Source organism: Alteromonas sp. ABH4_453, assembly GCF_056160665.1.
In genome coordinates this window covers 43986-64474 of the sequence record NZ_JBSWXP010000001.1, presented here as the reverse complement: position 1 = coordinate 64474, position 20489 = coordinate 43986, and the positions used below count along the sequence as shown (strand labels likewise).

Sequence of the window (20489 nt, the reverse complement as noted above, 5' to 3'; positions counted from 1 at the left end):
TATTACACCTTAGTTAACTATAATGGGCTAAGGTGTGATTGTCGGTATACCAAACACTGCAATATCCTCCCAGCGTTGATCTACATTATCTTGCGTGTGGGCCAACCTCGTAGTATTTAACTGTTGTGTTTGTTCAACTTGTGACTTTAATGTCGTCTGCCAAAGTCCCCGCGTTTTAATTTCGCTAGAAAGTAGATAAGCACTAGAGCTCATAAAAATAAAAAGCGCTATAAGTACTTCTATTAATACTCCGCCGTTACATGCATTGTGTGGGGGAGAATTTAAGCTATCACTTCTCGCTGCAGCCAAGGGTTTAGCTGCCAATATGCTTATGAACTCTTCTTGATGTGGTTTTTTAATCGATGTCATACCAAGTTCCTGGGACAGGGATTATTTTTCTCATCTGAGTACCTGCCTGTAGATTTCTAAGAACCTGCGCTGAGGGTGTCAACAGGCCACTAATCTGCATCTGCAACTGAACATTAGACACGAATGCGCCTTCAATTGAGCTTGAATGGGCAAGGTGAAGTTTATGGGTAGCTGCAGCTGTCGAAAGCATGACGATTAGCCCAAAGAAATGCGTATTCGCACTTATAGTAAGATCTCCATCTACCACGATTAGCAGGGTAGGCGCTGAACTCGATGTATGCGTTAGGTCACTATAAGTTATAGCGCAGTCTCCATTTATCCAATAGACGGTGGCATCCACCAAATTCTCGCAATGAGAAGCTGTCACGCTATTTGGAAAAAATGCTGAAGTTAGTTCGGCCACATTTCGATTAAATAACCAATGAGTCAGTTGGTTATCCCATGAAAATAGCTGAGCTGCAGTTGGCAGCCTTAGAAGGGCTGGGTAACGAAGAAAATTAGCTTTGTATTTAATGCTTTCTGTGCTGTGAGAAACGCTCACTTCGTAGTGGGTGAGCGGCTGCTGTTCATTACCCTTTAGGCTTTCTTCGTGCACTGTGGTCGATAGATAAGGCTTACTTGTAGTGCTTAGTACCGTTGAAATGCTCTGCGTTCTAAGCGCCATTGCTACACTTTTAAGGTGTTTCTTTAATATTGCGCGAGAGCTTACGCTATCTTGTCTGATTTTCTGTATGGCATAGTACTGTTGAACGTTTTGCGATGTAGTTATGGTAGTAAACGTTACTACACTCAGAAGTATGGCGACAATTGCGAGGACCGCCATACCTTGTTGTTTCTCTTTTGAAAAGTAAGGCTTGCGCATAAAGCTTTGTCTGTATGTGGTGATACTCTTCCTTTCTGCTAATGCTTTATCTCTCATTAACCGCCTCAACCACGAATGTTTTGTTTGTTACCACGTTTGGATTTATCAAACTCTGTATGCTTATATTAATTTCATAAGCCGCGCCCCAACTGCTTTTGTGCAATACATTTGCTGCGAATTGAGTCACTTCGATAGTCTTCGGGTCGGTCAAATCAAACCATCCCCCTTGCGCACAGGTTTTTCCTCCCACTCTGTATTCAATTGACTTATCGTGTAGTCGATACCCAAACATTTCGTCCTGCGCCGCAGAAATAGCGCCGCTGCGATTTTTGTCATAGGAAAACGTAATGCAGCTGTTTGGCGTTTCACCAGCGTGGTGACTAAGAATCACGTTTGGCTGTGAATGACTGGTACTTGCAAGAGTCAAAAACGGCGTAAGAAAAGTGTTATTTTCAATAAATCCAGCCCTACTTAGATGCCGAGATATAGTATCCTGTAGTGCTCGCGCGTCTTCTTCTACAGAAGTGGCGTGCTGTAGCGACGATAAGCTCACGTGAGACTTTACACTGTATGTCGTTATCGCTGTTATTAGTATGCCTGACAGAGCGCAAGCCACCATTATCTCTGTAAGACTATAGCCGCCAATTTTATTTGTATTTAAGCGGTTTAACGTCTTTGAGAAAGCTAGCATGGCGCAATGCCTGTAATGTGCTGTTCGCTACATAACTTCACGCGTCCCAGCGGGCTAACAGTGACTTTGGCGGAAAATTGATCGCTGGACAGCTTAAACGTGGTGGCGCTGCCGAAATTGAGCGTACCCTGTTGATTGAAAGCTACAGTTTTGTCTTTTGCGTTTAATGTTGTTAGCTTTGAATTCCATTTGGCGGGAAGCTCCCAATACGCGGCATCATTTTGCGCGCAGCGCTGGTATGTTGAACAAGTACAGTTTTCATCGTCGCTGACTATTACGCAGTTCGCATTTTCAAATTTTGTGATTAGGTAAAAAGGCTTTTTACTGGTTAAAGCATAGATACGCGCCTGCTTGGCTGAGTTGGCTAATTGCGACCCGAAATGTTTGAAATCATTGCGTTCAAGCCACGCTTGAAATGAAGGAACTGCGCTTACCGACAATATGCTTGTAATACATATTACGATAAGTAATTCAGTGAGCGACATGCCTATTGCGCGCCCATACCCATTCTTTTCTCTGTTTTTATTTCTTCTTTCAGGAAAAGCCATACGCAAGTCCAGTAAAAGTGCTAACGGTAAATTGTTAGGCTTAATTTACCGAAAAACTTATTGAGAGAAAGCTGTACCATGGAAGGGAATGACATTAGATTAGACAGGCAAAAATTTAGTGCTGGATTTACACTTGTGGAGGCTCTAGCTGTGCTGGCTATCGTTGGTGTACTGAGCTTAGCAACGACTACAGCGGTTATTTCAACTTGGCAATCAAGCCAAGTAAATCAAGTTAAAGCGTACTTGTTATCAATACAGTCTCTGCAGTCGAGGAGTTGGTTAGAATCTGGCGTTTATCTACCGTTAACCGCGCTCCCTCAAGCCAATATCGACAAAGTCAACATTGCGCAAACAATGAGTCAAAGCGGTGAGTATGAAGTTGCAGCTACGCTCTTATTCAAGAAGCAAGATGACAATTGCAGGACTATAAAAATAAATGAAACGTCGTTGGCACCAAGAGAATGCTGGTAACATAGTAATGGGTATGGTCTATCAACTGCGCATACTAGCCACGACTAGAAATTGTGAGAGTTTACTGAGGCTATTAACTACAAGACAGCGCATTACCATCTAAGTCTTCTTTTTTATCATCGCCGTCACTGTCTACAGCTACTGAAATTCGTCCGTATAGGGAAAGTAACAGGGCTGACGCATAGTCGTCATCATTGTCTTTGGGGCACAATGTAATTGTTGCTGCCGTATTGATTGCGCCTTGCTCATCAAAAGCTAAGCTTCCTGTTACACCGTAGATAGTATTTGCCGAGTTAAGCGGATCGCTCGCTATAATAAGCGCCTCGTTATTGTCACGACTACCATTTCCGTTTGTGTCTACAAATACCATTTTCGCTTTTTTCCAACTGCTGGTGCAGGCTGTGTAATTTTCTGTCGGACATAAAACGACACTGGCTTGTTCGTCTACCGCAGTAAACCTTGCCCGCTGCACCATGGCACTTAAATTATTGATATCTGATGTTATTTTATTTTTGATAAGAACGCTTTGTATACTTGGCGCGACAGTGGTAAGAATAATCGCCAACACAGCAACAGCGACCAGCATCTCCAACAGCGTAAGGCCTTTTTGATTGATAAAGACTTTTGGATATTTTTTAAATTCTGTTCTTATCATTGTGAGGTTGCTATTTTCCGAATTTTTCTAAATCTTAGCTTATAGACTGCGCCGAACAAACGGCGGGTAAAGTTAATGTTCGTTGAGTGTCTGAGCCATTAGGGCTGACCTTGAGTTAAAACCATCTTCACATTAAATCTACTTTTTATTCTATCTTTGATGTAATGAAACTACGCGATAAATATGCATTACTCGCCTATATTTTAGGGTAAACTAAACTCCGACAATAAAGGTATGTTTTACCGTGATATCGCATCGTTGACCATACGCCTTACGGTTAACTATCTCACACGGGATATGCTTACGCTTTAAAAATAGCTACACCAAGAAAAGCTGTGCTTATCATTGCGACTAAGTACAGGGTTATTCAAATAGATACGGGGATACCACTAACATCTAACGTGATATTGTCGTAGAATCGGGTTCCAGGACGCCTCAAAAATACGTGGATATTATAATGCAAAAACAAGCAGTTATTGATGAAATGAAAGTGCTGCCTGAAATCGATGTGGAATATGAAGTTGCACGTCGAGTATCGTTTATCAAAAAGCAGTTGCTTACCTCTGGTTTGAATTCACTGGTGCTGGGTATTAGTGGGGGAATTGATTCATGTACGTTGGGTCGTTTAGCTCAATTGGCTGTAAATGAATTAAATAATGAACATCACAAAAAATATCAGTTTATTGCAGTTCGCTTGCCTTATGATACACAAGCTGATGAAGAAGATGCACAGAAATCTATCGATTTTATTCAGCCCTCTCACTCTCTTGCTGTGAATGTAAAACCTGGCGCAGATGCTATTCATGCGTCTACTTCACAAGCGCTTGCCAGTGCTAACCTTCTTCCCGACAATGAAGCGAAACAAGACTTTGTGAAGGGAAATGTTAAAGCACGTACCCGCATGGTTATCCAGTATGAAATTGCTGGGATGGTTGATGGCCTCGTTTTAGGTACCGATCATTCGGCTGAAAATATTACAGGGTTTTATACCAAGTATGGTGATGGTGCATGTGACCTTGCGCCGTTGTTTGGTCTCAGTAAGCGCCAAGTACGTGCAGTGGCAGCCCATTTGGGTGCACCACATAACGTCATCACTAAAGCGCCAACTGCTGACTTGGAAAGCCTGTCTCCGCAAAAAGCCGATGAGCAAGCATTGGGCATGTCTTACGACCAAATTGATGACTTTTTGGAAGGAAAGCCAGTTTCTGCGGAAGTGGAAGAGAAATTGCTCTATATTTATGAGCGTACACAGCATAAACGTGTGCCAATTCCAACAATTTACGATGAGTTGTAGTCATGAAAAAAATTGAAGCTATCATTAAACCGTTCAAAATGGACGATGTTAGGGAAGCGCTAGCTGAAGTCGGTATCGCAGGGATGACAGTGTCAGAAGTGAAAGGGTTTGGTCGTCAAAAAGGCCATACTGAACTTTATCGCGGTGCTGAGTACCAAGTTGACTTCCTACCCAAGATAAAAATTGAGCTTGTATTGGACGATGACCGCGTTGAGCAAGCGGTTGAAGCTATTCAAACGTCAGCTAAGACAGGCAAAATTGGCGACGGGAAAATCTTCGTTTACAACGTTGAGACCGCCGTACGAATTCGTACCGGTGAACAAAACGAAGACGCGATTTAACTAATCGGTGTTTATCAAGCATAAAAAAGGGAGCCATTGGCTCCCTTTTTTGGATGATTATCACACGTTAGTGTTTATCGTCAGAGCATTCACCTGTTTTGGGATCACAGCAGCTGCTTTCTGCTTGGTGCACATGACCGTGTTCAAGCTCTTCTTTCGTTGCTTCTCGTACGTCAACAACAGTTACGTCAAAAGTTAGCGGAATACCGGCAAGAGGGTGGTTACCGTCAACAACAACCTCTTCGTCAGTTGTTTCAATGATAATGACCGATTGCTCACCTTGTGGCGTAGTTGCGCGGAAAGACATACCCACTTCAACATCCATACCGTCAAACATTGAGCGTGGTACAGTTTGTACAAGTTCGTCAGCACGTTCACCGTAAGCTTTTTCAGGGTTTACTGAAACGTTGAAGCTATCTTCCTTCGATTTACCAATAAGTGCATCTTCTAGTCCTTCAATTAAGAAGCGACGGCCTAGTAGTACTACTAGTGGCGATTTCCCTTCTGAAGAGTCTAGCGTTGTGCCGTCTTCGGTAGATACGGTGTAGTGTAGCGTTACAACGCTGTCAGAAGTAATTGTCATAACAAATCCTATCTTGGCCCTTTCAGAATTCAGGGCAATAAATGTAATGCAGTAAAAACTGCTTATCGACGTTTTTTCACAATATTGCTAGCTTTCTGCTCAATACTGTACGGCAAAGTATTAGGGTAACAGGTAATGGCGTTATTATCAGCCAATCTGTGTAAATCTTCGCTGGTGGTGTCGTTGTTCAACACAGCAATAAACCAGGTTTCATTATCAAGCGATGCAACATTGAGAATTTTGCCCGCTATACGCCAATTTTCGCCCAACTGCTTTTCTAATGCATCGCCAGGTTTAATATCTACGTTACCTTCAAGCTTAAAGCTGTAGGCGGCGCGTTTGTTTTTACCCAGAAAGCGGGTTCGCGCAACCACCTCTTGCCCCATATAGCAGCCTTTATCAAAGTCGATACCGTTGAGCGCCTGCACATTAATCATCTGGGGCACATATTCCGCCACCGCGTCGCCTTGTACTAAAGCGTGTACGCTTTGAATTTGTATAGCATCAAATACGGTTTGGGGATAGCAAGAAAGGGTTTGCGCCTCTATTAACGAATTTATTTGCTTTGCGCCATTATCATCTAAAAGAACAATAATTCCTTTACAGCTAGTATTGGCAAAATAGGCAACGCCGTGTTCGCTCTCGACTTTTTCAAGAGAGCCATTGTCAGGAGTATCGCTTTCTAGAAGGCGCTCCATTTCGTTTTCGGAGAAAAGCTGGCTTAACGCTGCCTTTACTTCGTTAGTTTTCACTGCATCAAGCGAAATAAAGTAAGCGCTGTATGTTTGTGTGTCGTCGAGAATATCAACCTTAGAGAACACACCATACTTATTAAGCTGTGCTAATGAATGGCTCCCTGCATCTTCATTGGTAACTAACAATAATTTGTTTTGGTGGCGAGTTACGTACCCGGTAGACCACGTTTTGCCTTTATTATCACAATGGGCGAAATGCCTGGCAGTATTTTCGGTTAGCTTATTAATGTTGACCGTAATTTGCCCTTGCAGGTAACTGTCGGCCTGTTCTCCTTCCAAAGAAATTATCATGGCATTTGAAAGCTTGACCACAAATTCATTGGGAAGACGTTGTAACGATGCGATAGATGTCATATTCACCACTGTAAAATTCGCTGTATGTACTCAAGGTATGGTAAAACCATCAATATTCAAGGGCAATACATGGGAATGTGCGCAGATTAAGTTCTATTTAGTTTGCCTATCTGACCAAAAGAGCAGTGATCCCCACGCATAGGGCATGGTATTATTGTTAGCGAATAAAAAACGGTATGAAAGACATATGTTTGAACCAAAAAGATTAGCGCGATTAAAGTGGGCGTGTCGCAGAGGCATGCTAGAGTTAGACGTACTTTTACTTCCTTTTGTGGAAGAAGCTTTCGATTCTTTAAGTTATGAAGATCAAGAAACATTTGAACGTTTACTTACCAGTGATGACCCTGATTTGTTTGCATGGATCATGGGACACCAGAAGTGCGAAGATCCTGAACTAGCCGCCATGGTGGCAACTATCGTCAACCGTGTCAAAGTATAGAATTTGCATTACGCACAATAGGTTTAGAAGGTTATTTGGGGAAGTATGCGTTGCTGTTTGTCTTTTCGCAGCATTGTGCAGCCTGCCTCAATACTTGTGGTCTTGGCTGAGCTTCTCAAAATTGATAGCGCTTGTTGCTGTTGTAACTACGTTAGTTATTTTCTGGCGTCTTTATGACGCGTTTAGTAACAAAATTTCTGCTACTCAATACGCTCTCTCTTTGACCAGCGATGGTATTATCCGGGTTGTTGACGACAGCACGCTCCCACTGGATTTGCAAAGCATGCCAAAAGGTAGCTTGTTAGTTGATGCTCAGGCCGACGGCACATCAATGAACATTCATCATTCTTCCCTGCTCTTTACTTGGGGACTGTGTATCAATGTGCTGCGTCAAAAACGCAGATGGTTTGAAAAAGATCATAGCCATCTCGCTTGGATCTTAAAAGGTGAGTGCTGCGAAGCAGACTATCGCCGGTTGGCTAGAGCCATTATCTTGGCCCGAAAAGCAACGCTTTAAAGGAATTAAAAAGATGTTTCGTGAGTATACCAAAGCGTTATTTAAACGCGTTGACGCCAGGCAGCTTATGCAGTTTAAACCGCCTACGTTGCCTCAGCGCATCTATACCAAAACGCTCAATGTCGACAATGTGCACTACGCTTCTTTTTGTCAGGAAGTTGATTGGCCGGCAAATGAGCATGCCCATCCACTTTATTTGCAGATGCTTTCCTTACCATTGCAAATGCAGTGTTTGCTGGACAAACAAAGCCCATTTCCATTGCTTGGCCTTATCCACGCCGCTAACAAAGTATCGGTAATAGACCATTGCGATTTAAGCGAACCCTTTGAATGTCGCGTGCGCTTTCACGATGTGAGACCGCATAACCGAGGTTGGGAAGTGGATGTGATGTTGGAAGCGCTGCAGGCAGGGAACCTGGTTTACAGGGCGATAAGTAGTTACTTAGTGAAGGTGAAAGCCGTTCATGTAGCTCCACTTGGTGCTAAAAATGACGTACATGACGATTGTGAATTAGAGAATAGGGCGCTCATCGGCGAAATTAGTGCTTCGGCTAATACAGGTCGCCGCTATGCAAAGCTTTCTGGCGATTATAACCCAATCCACTTGTCTACAATATCTGCCAAAGCATTTGGGTTTAAACAGCCTATTGCGCACGGCATGTGGACATTGTCACGCGCAGTGTCGGCGTTTGTAAGTCATCAAGACTTCAGACAATCTATGAGCATAAAAGAAGTAAACTGCCACTTTAGAAAACCCGTGTTTTTGCCCAACGACATCCATATTCAACAGCACTGTAAAACAGACAATAGTGTGCTAATAGACGTTACCGATAGTAATGACAGCCTTGTGCACTTATCTGCTAGTTTAGTGTTTAATCAGGCCTGAATTATCGTTTAATCAGGTGCAGATCTGCAAAAGATAAGCGTGAGATAACCTAAGGTTAATACCAGCCCGCATAGATAGTTGCTCACTTAGAAGGCGCCGGCAAGTTTCCTACCGAAGCGTGTGAATTTGAAAGGGAACAGACTGGTAAAATACCCTATGGACTATGAAAAGAGAGCATGCTGTGATGCTCTCTTTTTGTTTGACGTGCTTTATTGAGCGCTAAACGATGCTGTGTGAATGTATTGACCAGTCATTTAAAAAGGCGCATTAGCATTAGCGCTTTCTTTAGACTGTTACAGATCTTAATTTAGGCGCTAGTCGGCATCGGCGAAGCTGTCTTGGGTAATTAGCGAGCCAACGTCAGCACCAGACAGTTGTTTTCTGGGAATAAGAACCGTTGGCATCGGGTTGTTTACTTGCTCAGGGTGATCCAAATTAAAGTGTAACCCTCTGCTTTCTTTTCGCTCCATCGCGCATCGCACTATGAGTTCCGCAACCGTAACCAGGTTTCGGAGTTCTAGCAGGTTATTACTCACTCTGAAGTGTGAGTAATATTCAGTAATCTCTTGCTCTAATAACTTAATTCGACGCATGGCACGTTCAAGGCGCTTATCCGTGCGTACAATACCTACGTAATCCCACATAAACAGCCTAAGTTCGTGCCAGTTATGTTGAATGATGACTTCTTCGTCAGAGTTAGACACTTGGCTTTCATCCCAAGGCGCAATAGACTCTTCACAGTCTGCACTGGGAAGGTTTTTAATAATATCTTCCGCTGCAGCGCTGGCAAAAACCACACACTCAAGTAAAGAGTTAGATGCCATGCGGTTGGCACCATGCAGACCCGTGTAGGCCACTTCACCGATTGCGTATACATTATTTAAGTCGGTTTTGGCATTAAAGTCGGTCATCACTCCGCCGCAGCTGTAGTGCGCAGCGGGCACGACTGGGATAGGTTCACGGGTTATGTCGATACCAAGCGAGCGGCACTTTCGATAAATATTAGGGAAGTGCTTAACGATAAAGTCAGCAGGCTTATGACTGATATCCAAATACATGCAGTCAGCGCCTAATCGCTTCATTTCATAGTCGATTGCGCGAGCGACTACGTCGCGCGGCGCAAGATCGCCACGCTCATCAAACTTGTGCATAAAGCGGGTACCGTCGGCGTGGCAGAGGTTTGCGCCTTCGCCGCGCAGTGCTTCTGTAATTAAGAAGTTGCGTGCCTGCGGGTGGAATAAGCAAGTCGGATGAAATTGATTGAATTCCATATTGGCCACGCGACAACCCGCTCGCCATGCCATGGCAATGCCGTCACCGCTAGACACATCGGGGTTCGATGTATACTGATATACCTTACTGCCACCGCCGGTCGCTAGCGCAACGAAAGGGGCGCGAATTACTTCGACGTGCTCTTGTTGTCTATTCCAAACATAAGCACCCACCACGCTGTTCTTTTCTTCCTTTGAAGGAATGAGATCAATGGCGTTATAGCGCTCAAATATGTGGATGTTTGGATGCGTCGATACTGCGTCATTTAACGTAATTTGAAGCGCTTCGCCTGTGGCATCTGCAGCGTGAAGAATTCGCCGATGGCTGTGTCCGCCCTCACGGGTAAGGTGAAAGCGCTCCTCACCAGATTCACTTTTTTCTGTATCAAACGGTACACCGTAACTGATAAGCCACTCAAGTGACGCCTTTGCTCGTTCTGCAGTAAATCTTACGGCTGGCTCTTCGCAAAGCCCAGCACCTGCAGCAAGCGTGTCTTTTACGTGTGCGTCTATAGAGTCTTGTTCATCGAATACTGCGGCAATACCACCTTGTGCATAGCGGGTAGAGCCTTCATTGCGGTCACTTTTACTAAGTACAATAACCTGACAATGGTCGGCAAGCTTAAGCGCTAAGCTCAATCCTGCCGCGCCACTCCCAATAATCAATACGTCACAACGATGTTCTATTGCATTTGATGTGGAAGTTAGTGAAGACGATACAGATTTCATGTATTTTTATATCAATTCAAACGAGCAAAGGTTCGGCAAGTCTAAAGGATGAGTAGCAAAACACAATCATTCTTGCCCCCTGGCCTAAGCATTTTTTAAAATATTTAATGCTTTTACAGAACTTTTGTAAAAAGAACGCGTCTACACACATGCTTGTTAGAGCTATGGTGTAGTTGAAGTAGGGAGTAATGGCTCGAATGAGCGAGCAGATAACCGACCAACAACTGGTCGAAAAAGTACAGCGTGGCGATAAAAATGCGTTCAACTTATTGGTAACTCGTTACCAACATAAAGTGATGCATCTCGTTTCTCGCTATGTGAAAAATACCGGTGACGTTGCTGATGTAACGCAAGAAGCGTTTATCAAAGCATACCGTGCCTTACCTAATTTTCGTGGCGACAGTGCATTTTATACTTGGCTTTATCGCATTGCGGTAAACAGTGCCAAGAACTATCTTGTATCTCAAGGTCGCAAGCCGCCTGCAAGCGATGTCGATGCTGACGAAGCAGATTTCTACGAGGGTAGTGACGCATTAAAAGAGCAATCTACACCCGAGCGAAGCCTGTTATCTGAGGAAATTGAAGAAACCCTGTTTAAGGTAGTTGAGAAGCTGCCGGACGATTTACGTATGGCGATAACGCTGCGTGAAATTGAAGGGTTGAGCTATGAAGAAATCGCGAACGTTATGTCGTGTCCTGTGGGTACGGTGAGATCCCGTATTTTTAGGGCTCGCGAGGCGATTGATAAAGTTATTCAACCGCTGTTAGAAAATTAAAAAGAAATAAAATCAAAAAAAGATGAACTTTCTTTTTTACACGATGACTAACAGCTGTGTTAGGGTAGTTAACGATCACTTTGATCTGGAAATGAATATATGACGCAACAGCAAGAAAAATTGTCCGCATTCATGGATGGTGAGATAGAAGGCAATGACATCATCGATGCAATTAAGCAAGATGAAGCGCTTCAGGCCAAATGGCAACGTTACCATGTGTATCGCGGTGCAATGCGAAAAGAAGCAAGTGTTGCCCCACAGTTGGACATCACCGCAAGCGTAGCAGCTGCGCTTGAAAACGAGCCAGCTATAGTTGCACCTAAACGCTCGCGCTGGCAGTCGATACCATTGATTGGCAATGTTGTTCCTTTTGCGAAGCAGTCAGGCCAGTTTGCAGTAGCCGCGTCGGTGGCAGTGGCAGTTATCTTTGGTGTTCAATACACTAATCAAGAAGCGCCTACCGAGCCATTTATGACAGCGCCAACGATTGCTCCTCAAGGTGGATTGTCTCCAGTGAGTTTGGAACAAACCAGAACGTTACCACGTAACGACATGAATGAAATGCTTGAGAAAAAGCGCAAAATTAATGCATTGATTGCTGATCATGAGCAGCAAATAAAGCTTAAGCAAGCGCAAGAGGACGAAGGTGAAAGCGAAACAAGTGGACCAGAGCGCCCATAAGTTATCGCAGCCAGTCAACATTAGTTGGAATGTGCTTTCGCAAGTAAATTGCGACTGACATACATTTCATATTTTAATCATACCAGCATATACTGCTGGTATGTTTGTTTTAAGGCGGGAAAAAATGCGCTGTAGTTCTATCCTTGCACTTTTTTTCATTTCGGGCGCGGCTATTCAGCCTACTGTAGCCCAACCTACTTCGCTGAGCGAAGCGACGAAAGCTCCTACTATCCCAGTCCAAAATGTGAATGATGGCGACGCTGAATTAGACGCTAACTCAGAAACAAACACGAGGGCTGACCGACTAGATGATGCCTACAAAGCAGAGGCAGAACGAGAAGACGTAATTCAAGAGCAACTTGAACAAAGTCGAAGCGAGCAAAATGCATCTGCTTCACACACGCGAGAGCCACAATCGGCTAGCCAGTGGCTAACAGAACTTCAAAACATTATAACCAATGCCAATTTCCAAGTGTCTTTTGTGCAAACTATTGCAGGAAAGGAAACCGTTCCATATTTATGGCGCCACGGGATAATGGAAGATGGCTCTGAATTAGAGCAGTTAAATCTTCAAAATGGACCAGGCCGCGAGCTTATTCGTGTGAACGATGTGGTGAGTGTATTTGAGCCAGATGTACAACCCTATAGCTTGCGTTCAAAGCATATTAACGGTCCAATACCAAATGTATTATTGTATCATCCTGAACAGCTTGCCGAAGCCTATGAATTTGTTGCAGTAGGGAGAGCGCGGGTGGCAGGACGTTCGGCGCAACAAATTCGAATAGTCAGCCGAGATAACACGCGATTTGGTTATCAACTATGGCTGGATGAGTCGTCTGGCATGTTGCTCAAACTGAACATGCTTGATTTGCAAGGGGCGCTATTAGAGCAGATTCAGGTCACGGCATTTGCGATATCGCCAGAGCCTGCTGATTATTTCTCACGAATTAATTCTGCGTCGTTACCCGCGCCCATGGCGCTGAGCAATACGCCAAATCGTGCACACAAATGGGATGTCACCTATTTGCCGGCTGGCATGCGAGAAATAAAGCAAGATACAAGACGATTGGCCTTAACAGGACAGATTGTAGAATATAAACTCTTTTCAGATGGATTGGTTGACGTATCTGTGTATGTTCAGCCTGCGGAAGATGCTTTAGGTGAAACGCTGGCGCTGCGCAATGAAGTGAGTACGTTCTTAACGTTAACAGACGGCAAGGCCCAGGTGACAGTGGTGGGAGAAATACCTTTGCAAACCGCTAACGCTATTGCTACGTCTTTACGCCCCGTCAGCAGTGTAAGTGAATAACCGCGCAATTGAGTAACAATGATAAGAGAAACCGCCACCGTAGTTGCCGTTAATGGCGATACGGTCACCGTAGAAGCAGCGATTAAATCGACCTGTAACGCATGCCAAGCACAAAGTGATTGTGGTACCGGCGTTATTTCTCGTGCGCTTGCACCGAAAACGCAGCAGTTGACGCTGCGTACTCCCATGCCTGTGCGGGTTGGCCAAGAAGTGACTGTAGGCATACCGGAAGCAGGTATTTTAAGTGCATCGGCTTGGTTGTATTTGCTACCGCTCATAGCGTTTATCGGGGCATATTCGGTGTCTATATCATTACTTAGTAGTAACGGCTTTACTCACGAGTTATGGGCCATGCTGCCAAGTGGGTTAGTAACCTTCTTTACCTATAAGTTAATTGCTTACAAGTTGCGTCGTGTAGAACGTACGAAATATCAACCTGTCCTATTGGGTCAGCAAGACCACAGTGCACTAGAACATTGATTTTTTGAAGGGCTTTACGCTGCTCGAAGGTTTAATACGGGACTGCTTCATACGAGGCCAATTTATACGAGGCCAATTTATACGAGATTATAGCGTTAACTCACGCTCATCAATGTAGCCGAGTTTTGAGATAGAACGAGGAAGTCACGTCAGGTTGCCACTTCCATTCGTTATGTTTCTTGAAAGTAATAAATTTTCCACCACGCCAATTCGCTTTTCGCGCAAGAAATGGGTAAAATCCGCACGCGCTGCGTATAACCCTTAAAGCAAGGCAAGCAGCATTTTTTGTTTAATGAATTTTTCTGCAGGTAATTTCCAGCATTATGCAACAATCGCACATTCGTAACTTCAGTATTATCGCCCACATTGACCACGGTAAGTCTACGCTGTCAGACCGTTTAATCCAGCATTGTGGAGGGCTAACAGACCGGGAGATGGCTGAACAGGTTCTCGACTCAATGGACCTGGAAAAAGAGCGCGGTATTACTATCAAAGCGCAAAGCGTAACGCTGAACTACGAAGCGCGCGACGGTGAAACTTATCAGCTTAACTTCATCGACACTCCTGGACACGTTGACTTTACCTATGAAGTATCTCGTTCTCTTGCTGCCTGTGAAGGTGCGCTTTTGGTTGTTGACGCAGGTCAGGGCGTAGAAGCACAAACATTGGCAAACTGCTACACCGCTATCGAGATGGATATGGAAGTGGTGCCTGTGCTAAATAAAATCGACCTGCCTCAGGCTGAGCCAGATCGCGTTGCAGAAGAAATTGAAGATATTGTTGGTATCGATGCACTGGACGCTGTGCGCTGCTCAGCGAAAACCGGTATCGGTATTGAAGATGTACTTGAAGTTATTGTAAATAAAATCCCACCACCTGAAGGTGACCGGGAAGCGCCACTTAAAGCATTGATTATCGACTCGTGGTTCGACAATTACCAAGGTGTTGTTTCATTGGTAAGAATAGTGGAAGGCGAGCTTAGCAAGAAAGACAAAATCCAGATAATGTCTAACGGACAAACTCACCAAGTAGATAAAATTGGTGTGTTTACTCCTAAGCCATTAGACACGGGAACGTTAAGAGCCGGTGAAGTAGGCTTTATTATTGCTGGTATCAAAGATATCCAGGGCGCGCCTGTGGGCGATACCATCACCTTGGCTCGCGAGCCTGCTGAAGCTATGCTTCCGGGTTTTAAGAAGGTTAAACCTCAGGTTTATGCTGGTATTTTCCCGATAAGCTCTGATGACTACGAAGACTTCCGTGATGCCCTGGCGAAATTGAGCCTGAACGACGCTTCACTGTTCTATGAGCCAGAAAGTTCTGCAGCGCTAGGTTTTGGATTCCGTATTGGTTTCCTTGGCATGCTACACATGGAAATCATTCAAGAGCGTTTAGAGCGTGAATATGACTTGGGTCTTATCACTACTGCGCCTACGGTAATTTACGAAGTAGAAACGACCAAGGGCGAAACCCTTACCGTGGATAGCCCGGCTAAGCTACCCCCGGTAAACGATATTGCGGAAATTCGTGAGCCTATGGTTGAAGCTAATATTCTTGTACCACAAGAATATTTAGGCAACGTAATTACGCTTTGTGTTGAGAAGCGCGGTATGCAAACCAACATGACATACCACGGTAAACAAGTGGCGGTAACTTATGAGCTGCCAATGGCAGAAGTGGTGCTCGATTTCTTCGATCGTTTAAAATCTACTAGCCGTGGTTTCGCATCGCTCGACTACAACTTTAAGCGTTTCCAAAGCTCAGACATGGTGCGTGTGGATATTCTTATTAACGGTGAACGTGTTGACGCGTTGGCGGTAATTACGCACAGAGAAAACTCTCAAGGGCGTGGTCGTGAGCTGGTCGAAAAGCTTCGAGAGCTTATTCCACGACAAATGTTCGATATCGCTATTCAGGCGGCTATCGGTAACCATATTGTTGCAAGAAGTACAGTAAAACAGCTACGTAAAAACGTAATCGCAAAGTGTTACGGCGGTGACGTAAGTCGTAAGAAGAAACTACTTCAAAAGCAAAAAGAAGGTAAAAAGCGAATGAAGCAAGTGGGTAATGTTGAATTGCCACAAGATGCGTTCCTTGCAGTATTGAAGGTGGGCAAATAATGGCGAATTACTTCTCCTTGATTTTGGTGGCACTCACCTTAATAACAGGATTAATCTGGCTAGTGGATAGCCTAGTGTTTGCACCAAAGCGAAAAGCACGTTTACAGGCTGCGGCAACCGCAGAAGGAGCGGGCTATGGAGAAGATCCTCAGCTGCCGTACCTTGTTGATACTTCGCAACAGATTTTTCCTGTTATTGCTTTCGTATTGGTATTACGCTCGTTTTTATATGAACCATTTCAAATTCCTTCAGGCTCAATGATGCCTACTCTGTTAGTGGGTGACTTCATTTTGGTTGAAAAGTTTGCCTATGGCGTGAAAGATCCGGTATTCAGAAGTAAGCTTATTGAAACTGGCGTTCCAGAGCGTGGTGATGTGGTGGTTTTCAAGTACCCGGAAGAGCCTTCAATAGACTACATTAAGCGCGTGATTGGCTTACCGGGCGATACTGTGGTTTATCAAAATAAACAGGTTTATATCAAACCGAAGTGTGAGACTGGCAACAACTGCCCTAAATTGAAAGCCGTACCGCTGACGTTCCAAGAGCGTGGTGAGTTCGTACAGGACATGGCGCAGCTTATGCGGTATACCGAAGATTTAGGCACAGTAGAGCATGACATTTTGCGCCACCCAGTGCGCGAGATTTCGCCGGTTAATTTTTATACCCAGCCTGGAACGCGCAGCAATGAGTGGATTGTGCCAGAAGGTCAGTATTTCGTGCTAGGCGATAACCGTGACAACAGCCGCGACAGCCGTTTTTGGGGGTTTGTGCCAGATGCAAACTTGGTTGGAAAAGCGGTGGCGATTTGGATTTCATTTGAATTTGAGCGCAGCCCGTCAGACTTCCTTCCAACTTGGGTACCAACAGGTGTTCGATTTGAGCGAGCAGGTGGCATCCATTAATGCAGGGAATTGATAAATATCGTCGTCTGTACAAGGCGATAGGCTACACATTTACCAACGAAGCTCTATTGGAACAGGCACTTACTCATCGCAGTGCGGCTAAACAGCACAACGAGCGCCTAGAATTTTTAGGCGACGCTATTTTAGGCATGATTGTTGGGGAAACGCTGTTTAAACGGTTCCCAACGGTGCCAGAAGGCAAACTTACCCGAATGCGCTCTACCTTGGTTAAAGGAGACACATTGGCAGAACTTGCAAAAGAAGCCAGTGTGGGTGAGCTGCTTAACTTAGGGCCAGGTGAGCTCAAAAGCGGCGGTCATCGCAGAAGTTCGATTTTAGCTGATGCAGTTGAAGCTATTTTAGGGGCTATTTACCTTGATTCAGGTATGGACGAGGTACGCGGCGTTATTGACCGTTTATGGGAAACTCGCATAAATAAACTAGACCCTAATGCCCACCCTAAAGACAGCAAAACGCGTCTTCAAGAATTTTTACAAGGTCGTAAACAGGCGCTACCGACCTATGAAGTGTTGTCTATTTCAGGGAAAGATCATGCTCAGACTTTTGAAGTTAGCTGCAAGGTAGAAAGTTTACCAGAGGCAGTAGTAGCGTCTGGCAATAGCCGCAGAAAAGCAGAACAAGAAGCTGCTCGTTTAACATTGGAGAAGCTTGATGACAACGCATGATGAATCGAATTTGCCAGAAATGCCTGATATTCAAACTCGCTGTGGTCTTGTTGCCATAGTAGGGCGCCCTAATGTGGGTAAATCGACCTTGCTTAATCGTTTGCTAGGGCAAAAGGTAAGTATTACTTCGCGTAAGCCGCAAACCACTCGCCACCGCATTCTTGGTATAGACACCGACGGTGACTATCAAGCGATTTACGTTGATACCCCAGGGCTTCACCAAGACGAAAAGCGCGCGATTAATCGCTACATGAACCGCGCGGCATCCAGCTCTTTGGCTGAAGTTGGCCTTGTACTTTTTGTGGTAGAAGGCGATAGATTCAACGCCGAAGATGAAATGGTATTAAGTAAGGTTAAACAAGCAAACCTTCCTTGCTATCTCATCGTAAACAAGATGGATAAGGTTGAAGATAAAGAAAACTTTATGGTTCACCTTAAAAAGCTTGGCGAAAAGCACCCGTTTGAGCACATGATCCCTATCAGTGCTAAACAGGGCCGAATGGTTGACGAAATAAGAGATTTGGTTGCCAAATCGCTGCCTAAAAGTGAGTTTTTCTTCCCGGAAGACTACATCACTGACCGCTCAAGCCGTTTTATGGCTGCAGAAATCATACGTGAAAAGCTTATGCGTTTTACGGGCGATGAACTGCCTTATTCTACCACGGTGGAAATTGAGCAGTTTAAAATGGCTGAAAATGGTGTTTATCGTATTAGCGGTCTGATTTTGGTAGAGCGTGAAACGCAAAAACGCATGATCATCGGCAAAGGCGGAAAGCATTTGAAAACCATCGGTGAGCAAGCGCGTAAAGATATGGAAAACTTGTTCGACAACAAGGTATTTCTAGAGCTTTGGGTTAAGGTGAAACAAGGCTGGGCAGACGATGAACGCGCCTTGCGCTCTTTAGGTTACGGCGACGACAGCAACTTCTAGTCCACGCCTATAATATTTTTATAACGCTAGTCATCTGTAACTAGCGTTATAAAGATAAACAGTGAGCCAGCCTTGTCGCCAAGTGGTGTAGCTCAACGCCTGTTGAAAGTTAACTCAGTTAAATGCGCTTATACGAGCATTTACACGGTTGATTACTTATTCGGTTTCCAACATCACTAGCATCCAAAACAACCTCTTGTAAGGAGCGGTATATGGCAATTTCAGATATGCGTAGGCAGTACTCAAAGGGCAGTTTGAGTGAGTCAGATATAACTTCAAATCCGTTTACTTTGTTCGATGTATGGCTAAAAAATGCCATTGGCGCTGGAATTCCCGATCCTACTGCCATGACAGTTGCAACCGTTGATGCAAGCGGTCAACCCTCTCAGCGTATCGTTTTGCTAAAAGACGTGAGTGAAAAGGGCTTTGTGTTTTTCACTAACTTAGGCAGCCGTAAGGCGCAAGAGTTGGCGGTAAACCCTAAAGTGTCGTGCCACTTTCCATGGTTTTTCATGGAACGCCAAGTTCGTGTATGTGGTAGCGTTGAAAAACTTTCTGTTTCTGAGAATGCTGCCTATTTCTTTTCGCGACCGAAAGACAGTCAGCTGGCAGCATATGCGTCAAGACAAAGTAAGCCTATTGGCAGCAGGGAACTATTATTGACCCAGTTTAAGCAGCTAAGAGATAAATTTGCTAATAAGGAATTACCTGTACCGGACTTTTGGGGGGGCTTTAGGATTGTGCCTCATCAAATTGAGTTTTGGCAGGGTGGGGAAGACAGGTTACATGATCGTTTTGAATACAACAAAACTGAAGATGGTGCGTGGACAACTCAGCGCTTAATGCCGTAGAGAATTGTTTTAACAATCGGTCCCGCAAATATACTTTTTTAAAATGTCACCTCGCTTAGCGCGTGTTTCTGACGTTGTAATGAGTAATCAGCGTACGACAAAATGAGTAACAAGGAGGCATGTAAACTGTGATTGATAGCCATTGCCATCTGGACTTGCTTGCCCCAAAAAAAGACCTTCAAACAGCACTTGAAAATGCCAAAGCAACGGGACTTACTCGTATCATGGCGCCAAGTATTACTCCTCAATCTTGGCAAGCGCTACAAACGCTCAGTGAACAGTACAGCGACTTTCTTCCTATCGATACTGCACTGGGCCTTCACCCCTATTTTTTGATAGGTAACAAGCCTGGCGAGCCAGAACTCATGGGTGGTGAAAATGAACAAGCAGTCGAAGCGAACCTTCACCAACTTGAAGCCGCTGCGGCTAACTTGCACCCTTCGGTAAAAGCGGTGGGAGAAACGGGCATTGATGGGCATATAAGCGTTCCATTAGCACTTCAAAAAGACGTACTGCATACCCATTTGAAACTTGCTGACAGCGTATCGCTACCTGTGATTTTACATCACAGAAAAAGTCATCATTTGCTCGTTGAAGCGTTGAAGCAAACCAAATATCAAGGTATAGGTGTTGTACATGCTTTCTCTGGTAGCATTGAAGCAGCCAAAGGGTACATTGAGCGAGGGTTTTACCTAGGTATAGGCGGCACGATTACCTATGAACGTGCTCAAAAAACACGAAACACCCTTGCATTTTTGTTAGAACACCATTTTGATAAATTGCTTTTAGAAACGGATACCCCTGATATGCCCATGTGCGGTAGACAAGGTGAAGCAAACGAACCTCGTTATTTATCAGATGTCGTTGATGTTATGAGCGACAACTATGGGGTGTCACATAAAGAAATAGTGTCCACCACCACAGCAAACTACAATCGACTATTCAATATTGATGCTGGAAGTGAAGCATAGACTTCCAAACTAGCTAT

At 44.5% G+C, this 20489-nt stretch carries 24 protein-coding genes; 16 read left to right on the top strand and 8 right to left on the bottom strand.

The annotated features are described in order from the left end of the window. Positions 1-27 precede the first annotated feature (27 nt). The 4 genes from ACXAGV_RS00315 to ACXAGV_RS00300 are packed head-to-tail and all read right to left on the bottom strand — an operon-like array spanning position 28 to position 2470. Positions 28-369 carry a hypothetical protein gene (locus tag ACXAGV_RS00315; RefSeq protein WP_474870865.1) on the bottom strand — a complete coding sequence of 114 codons (342 nt, stop codon included), beginning with the start codon at positions 367-369 and terminating at the stop codon, positions 28-30. Further along, positions 356-1288, bottom strand: coding sequence for a hypothetical protein (locus ACXAGV_RS00310; protein ID WP_474870863.1), 933 nt, complete (start codon positions 1286-1288; stop codon positions 356-358). Before ACXAGV_RS00310 ends, ACXAGV_RS00315 begins: the two co-directional genes overlap by 14 nt. Further along, positions 1278-1922 (bottom strand): potassium:proton antiporter, encoded by a 645-nt coding sequence (locus ACXAGV_RS00305; protein WP_474870861.1) that lies wholly within the window; start codon positions 1920-1922, stop codon positions 1278-1280. The genes ACXAGV_RS00310 and ACXAGV_RS00305 overlap by 11 nt, the downstream gene beginning before the upstream one ends. Continuing rightward, on the bottom strand, positions 1916-2470 hold the full coding sequence (locus ACXAGV_RS00300; RefSeq protein ID WP_474870859.1) for a pilus assembly FimT family protein: 555 nt from the start codon (positions 2468-2470) through the stop codon (positions 1916-1918). The genes ACXAGV_RS00305 and ACXAGV_RS00300 overlap by 7 nt, the downstream gene beginning before the upstream one ends. 78 nt (positions 2471-2548) lie before the next feature. On the opposite strand from ACXAGV_RS00300, the gene ACXAGV_RS00295 reads away from it, so the two are divergent. Next, positions 2549-2941, top strand: a complete 393-nt coding sequence (locus ACXAGV_RS00295) for a type IV pilin protein (RefSeq protein WP_474870857.1) — start codon at positions 2549-2551, stop codon at positions 2939-2941. A 73-nt stretch (positions 2942-3014) separates the two neighbouring features. Here ACXAGV_RS00295 and ACXAGV_RS00290 read toward each other — a convergent pair whose 3' ends face one another. Next, positions 3015-3596, bottom strand: coding sequence for a GspH/FimT family pseudopilin (locus ACXAGV_RS00290; RefSeq protein ID WP_474870855.1), 582 nt, complete (start codon positions 3594-3596; stop codon positions 3015-3017). 457 nt (positions 3597-4053) lie between these two features. On the opposite strand from ACXAGV_RS00290, the gene nadE reads away from it, so the two are divergent. Together nadE and ACXAGV_RS00280 are read left to right on the top strand one after the other, a co-directional pair. Continuing rightward, positions 4054-4890 carry an ammonia-dependent NAD(+) synthetase gene (gene nadE / locus ACXAGV_RS00285; RefSeq protein WP_474870853.1) on the top strand — a complete coding sequence of 279 codons (837 nt, stop codon included), beginning with the start codon at positions 4054-4056 and terminating at the stop codon, positions 4888-4890. 2 nt (positions 4891-4892) lie between these two features. Next, entirely contained in the window at positions 4893-5231 is a 339-nt protein-coding gene (locus ACXAGV_RS00280; protein WP_014950115.1) for a P-II family nitrogen regulator, read from the top strand. A 67-nt stretch (positions 5232-5298) separates the two neighbouring features. Here the strand turns inward: ACXAGV_RS00280 and ACXAGV_RS00275 are convergent, their stop codons facing one another. Both ACXAGV_RS00275 and ygfZ read right to left on the bottom strand, forming a co-directional pair. After that, the gene (locus tag ACXAGV_RS00275; protein WP_014979789.1) at positions 5299-5814 is read right to left on the bottom strand and encodes an FKBP-type peptidyl-prolyl cis-trans isomerase; all 516 of its coding nucleotides are present in this window, start codon (positions 5812-5814) and stop codon (positions 5299-5301) included. A gap of 62 nt (positions 5815-5876) precedes the next feature. Beyond that, entirely contained in the window at positions 5877-6923 is a 1047-nt protein-coding gene (gene ygfZ, locus ACXAGV_RS00270) for a CAF17-like 4Fe-4S cluster assembly/insertion protein YgfZ (RefSeq protein ID WP_474870850.1), read from the bottom strand. 187 nt (positions 6924-7110) lie between these two features. On the opposite strand from ygfZ, the gene ACXAGV_RS00265 reads away from it, so the two are divergent. The 3 genes from ACXAGV_RS00265 (at position 7111) to ACXAGV_RS00255 (ending at position 8765) form a co-directional block, all read left to right on the top strand. Next, entirely contained in the window at positions 7111-7362 is a 252-nt protein-coding gene (locus ACXAGV_RS00265; protein WP_014950112.1) for an FAD assembly factor SdhE, read from the top strand. Between the two features lie 121 nt (positions 7363-7483). Beyond that, positions 7484-7879: a hypothetical protein gene (locus ACXAGV_RS00260; protein ID WP_474870848.1), complete on the top strand. Its 396-nt coding sequence runs from the start codon at positions 7484-7486 to the stop codon at positions 7877-7879. Positions 7880-7892: 13 nt separating this feature from the next. Further along, complete coding sequence (locus ACXAGV_RS00255) at positions 7893-8765, top strand: MaoC family dehydratase (protein WP_474870846.1); 873 nt, start codon at positions 7893-7895, stop codon at positions 8763-8765. Between the two features lie 314 nt (positions 8766-9079). Here ACXAGV_RS00255 and nadB read toward each other — a convergent pair whose 3' ends face one another. Then, positions 9080-10765, bottom strand: coding sequence for an L-aspartate oxidase (gene nadB, locus ACXAGV_RS00250; protein ID WP_474870844.1), 1686 nt, complete (start codon positions 10763-10765; stop codon positions 9080-9082). 197 nt (positions 10766-10962) lie between these two features. On the opposite strand from nadB, the gene rpoE reads away from it, so the two are divergent. From rpoE to ACXAGV_RS00200, 10 genes are all read left to right on the top strand, one after another. Then, positions 10963-11541, top strand: coding sequence for an RNA polymerase sigma factor RpoE (rpoE, locus tag ACXAGV_RS00245; RefSeq protein WP_012518957.1), 579 nt, complete (start codon positions 10963-10965; stop codon positions 11539-11541). Between the two features lie 99 nt (positions 11542-11640). Next, the gene (locus ACXAGV_RS00240) at positions 11641-12222 is read left to right on the top strand and encodes a sigma-E factor negative regulatory protein (protein ID WP_014976995.1); all 582 of its coding nucleotides are present in this window, start codon (positions 11641-11643) and stop codon (positions 12220-12222) included. A gap of 124 nt (positions 12223-12346) precedes the next feature. After that, entirely contained in the window at positions 12347-13531 is a 1185-nt protein-coding gene (locus ACXAGV_RS00235) for a MucB/RseB C-terminal domain-containing protein (protein WP_474870842.1), read from the top strand. A gap of 18 nt (positions 13532-13549) precedes the next feature. Next, the gene (locus ACXAGV_RS00230) at positions 13550-14011 is read left to right on the top strand and encodes a SoxR reducing system RseC family protein (RefSeq protein ID WP_474870840.1); all 462 of its coding nucleotides are present in this window, start codon (positions 13550-13552) and stop codon (positions 14009-14011) included. A gap of 323 nt (positions 14012-14334) precedes the next feature. After that, entirely contained in the window at positions 14335-16131 is a 1797-nt protein-coding gene (gene lepA / locus ACXAGV_RS00225; RefSeq protein ID WP_474870838.1) for a translation elongation factor 4, read from the top strand. Beyond that, on the top strand, positions 16131-17033 hold the full coding sequence (lepB, locus tag ACXAGV_RS00220; protein WP_014950104.1) for a signal peptidase I: 903 nt from the start codon (positions 16131-16133) through the stop codon (positions 17031-17033). The genes lepA and lepB overlap by 1 nt, the downstream gene beginning before the upstream one ends. Next, positions 17033-17719 carry a ribonuclease III gene (gene rnc / locus ACXAGV_RS00215; RefSeq protein ID WP_101565228.1) on the top strand — a complete coding sequence of 229 codons (687 nt, stop codon included), beginning with the start codon at positions 17033-17035 and terminating at the stop codon, positions 17717-17719. Before lepB ends, rnc begins: the two co-directional genes overlap by 1 nt. Positions 17720-17738: 19 nt before the next feature. Next, a complete protein-coding gene (era, locus tag ACXAGV_RS00210) occupies positions 17739-18650 on the top strand; it encodes a GTPase Era (protein ID WP_474871885.1) in 912 nt (303 codons plus the stop codon). A gap of 212 nt (positions 18651-18862) precedes the next feature. Continuing rightward, a complete protein-coding gene (gene pdxH / locus ACXAGV_RS00205; RefSeq protein WP_474870835.1) occupies positions 18863-19501 on the top strand; it encodes a pyridoxamine 5'-phosphate oxidase in 639 nt (212 codons plus the stop codon). A 128-nt stretch (positions 19502-19629) separates the two neighbouring features. Next, a complete protein-coding gene (locus tag ACXAGV_RS00200) occupies positions 19630-20472 on the top strand; it encodes a TatD family hydrolase (RefSeq protein WP_474870833.1) in 843 nt (280 codons plus the stop codon). The last annotated feature ends 17 nt before the right edge of the window (positions 20473-20489 follow it).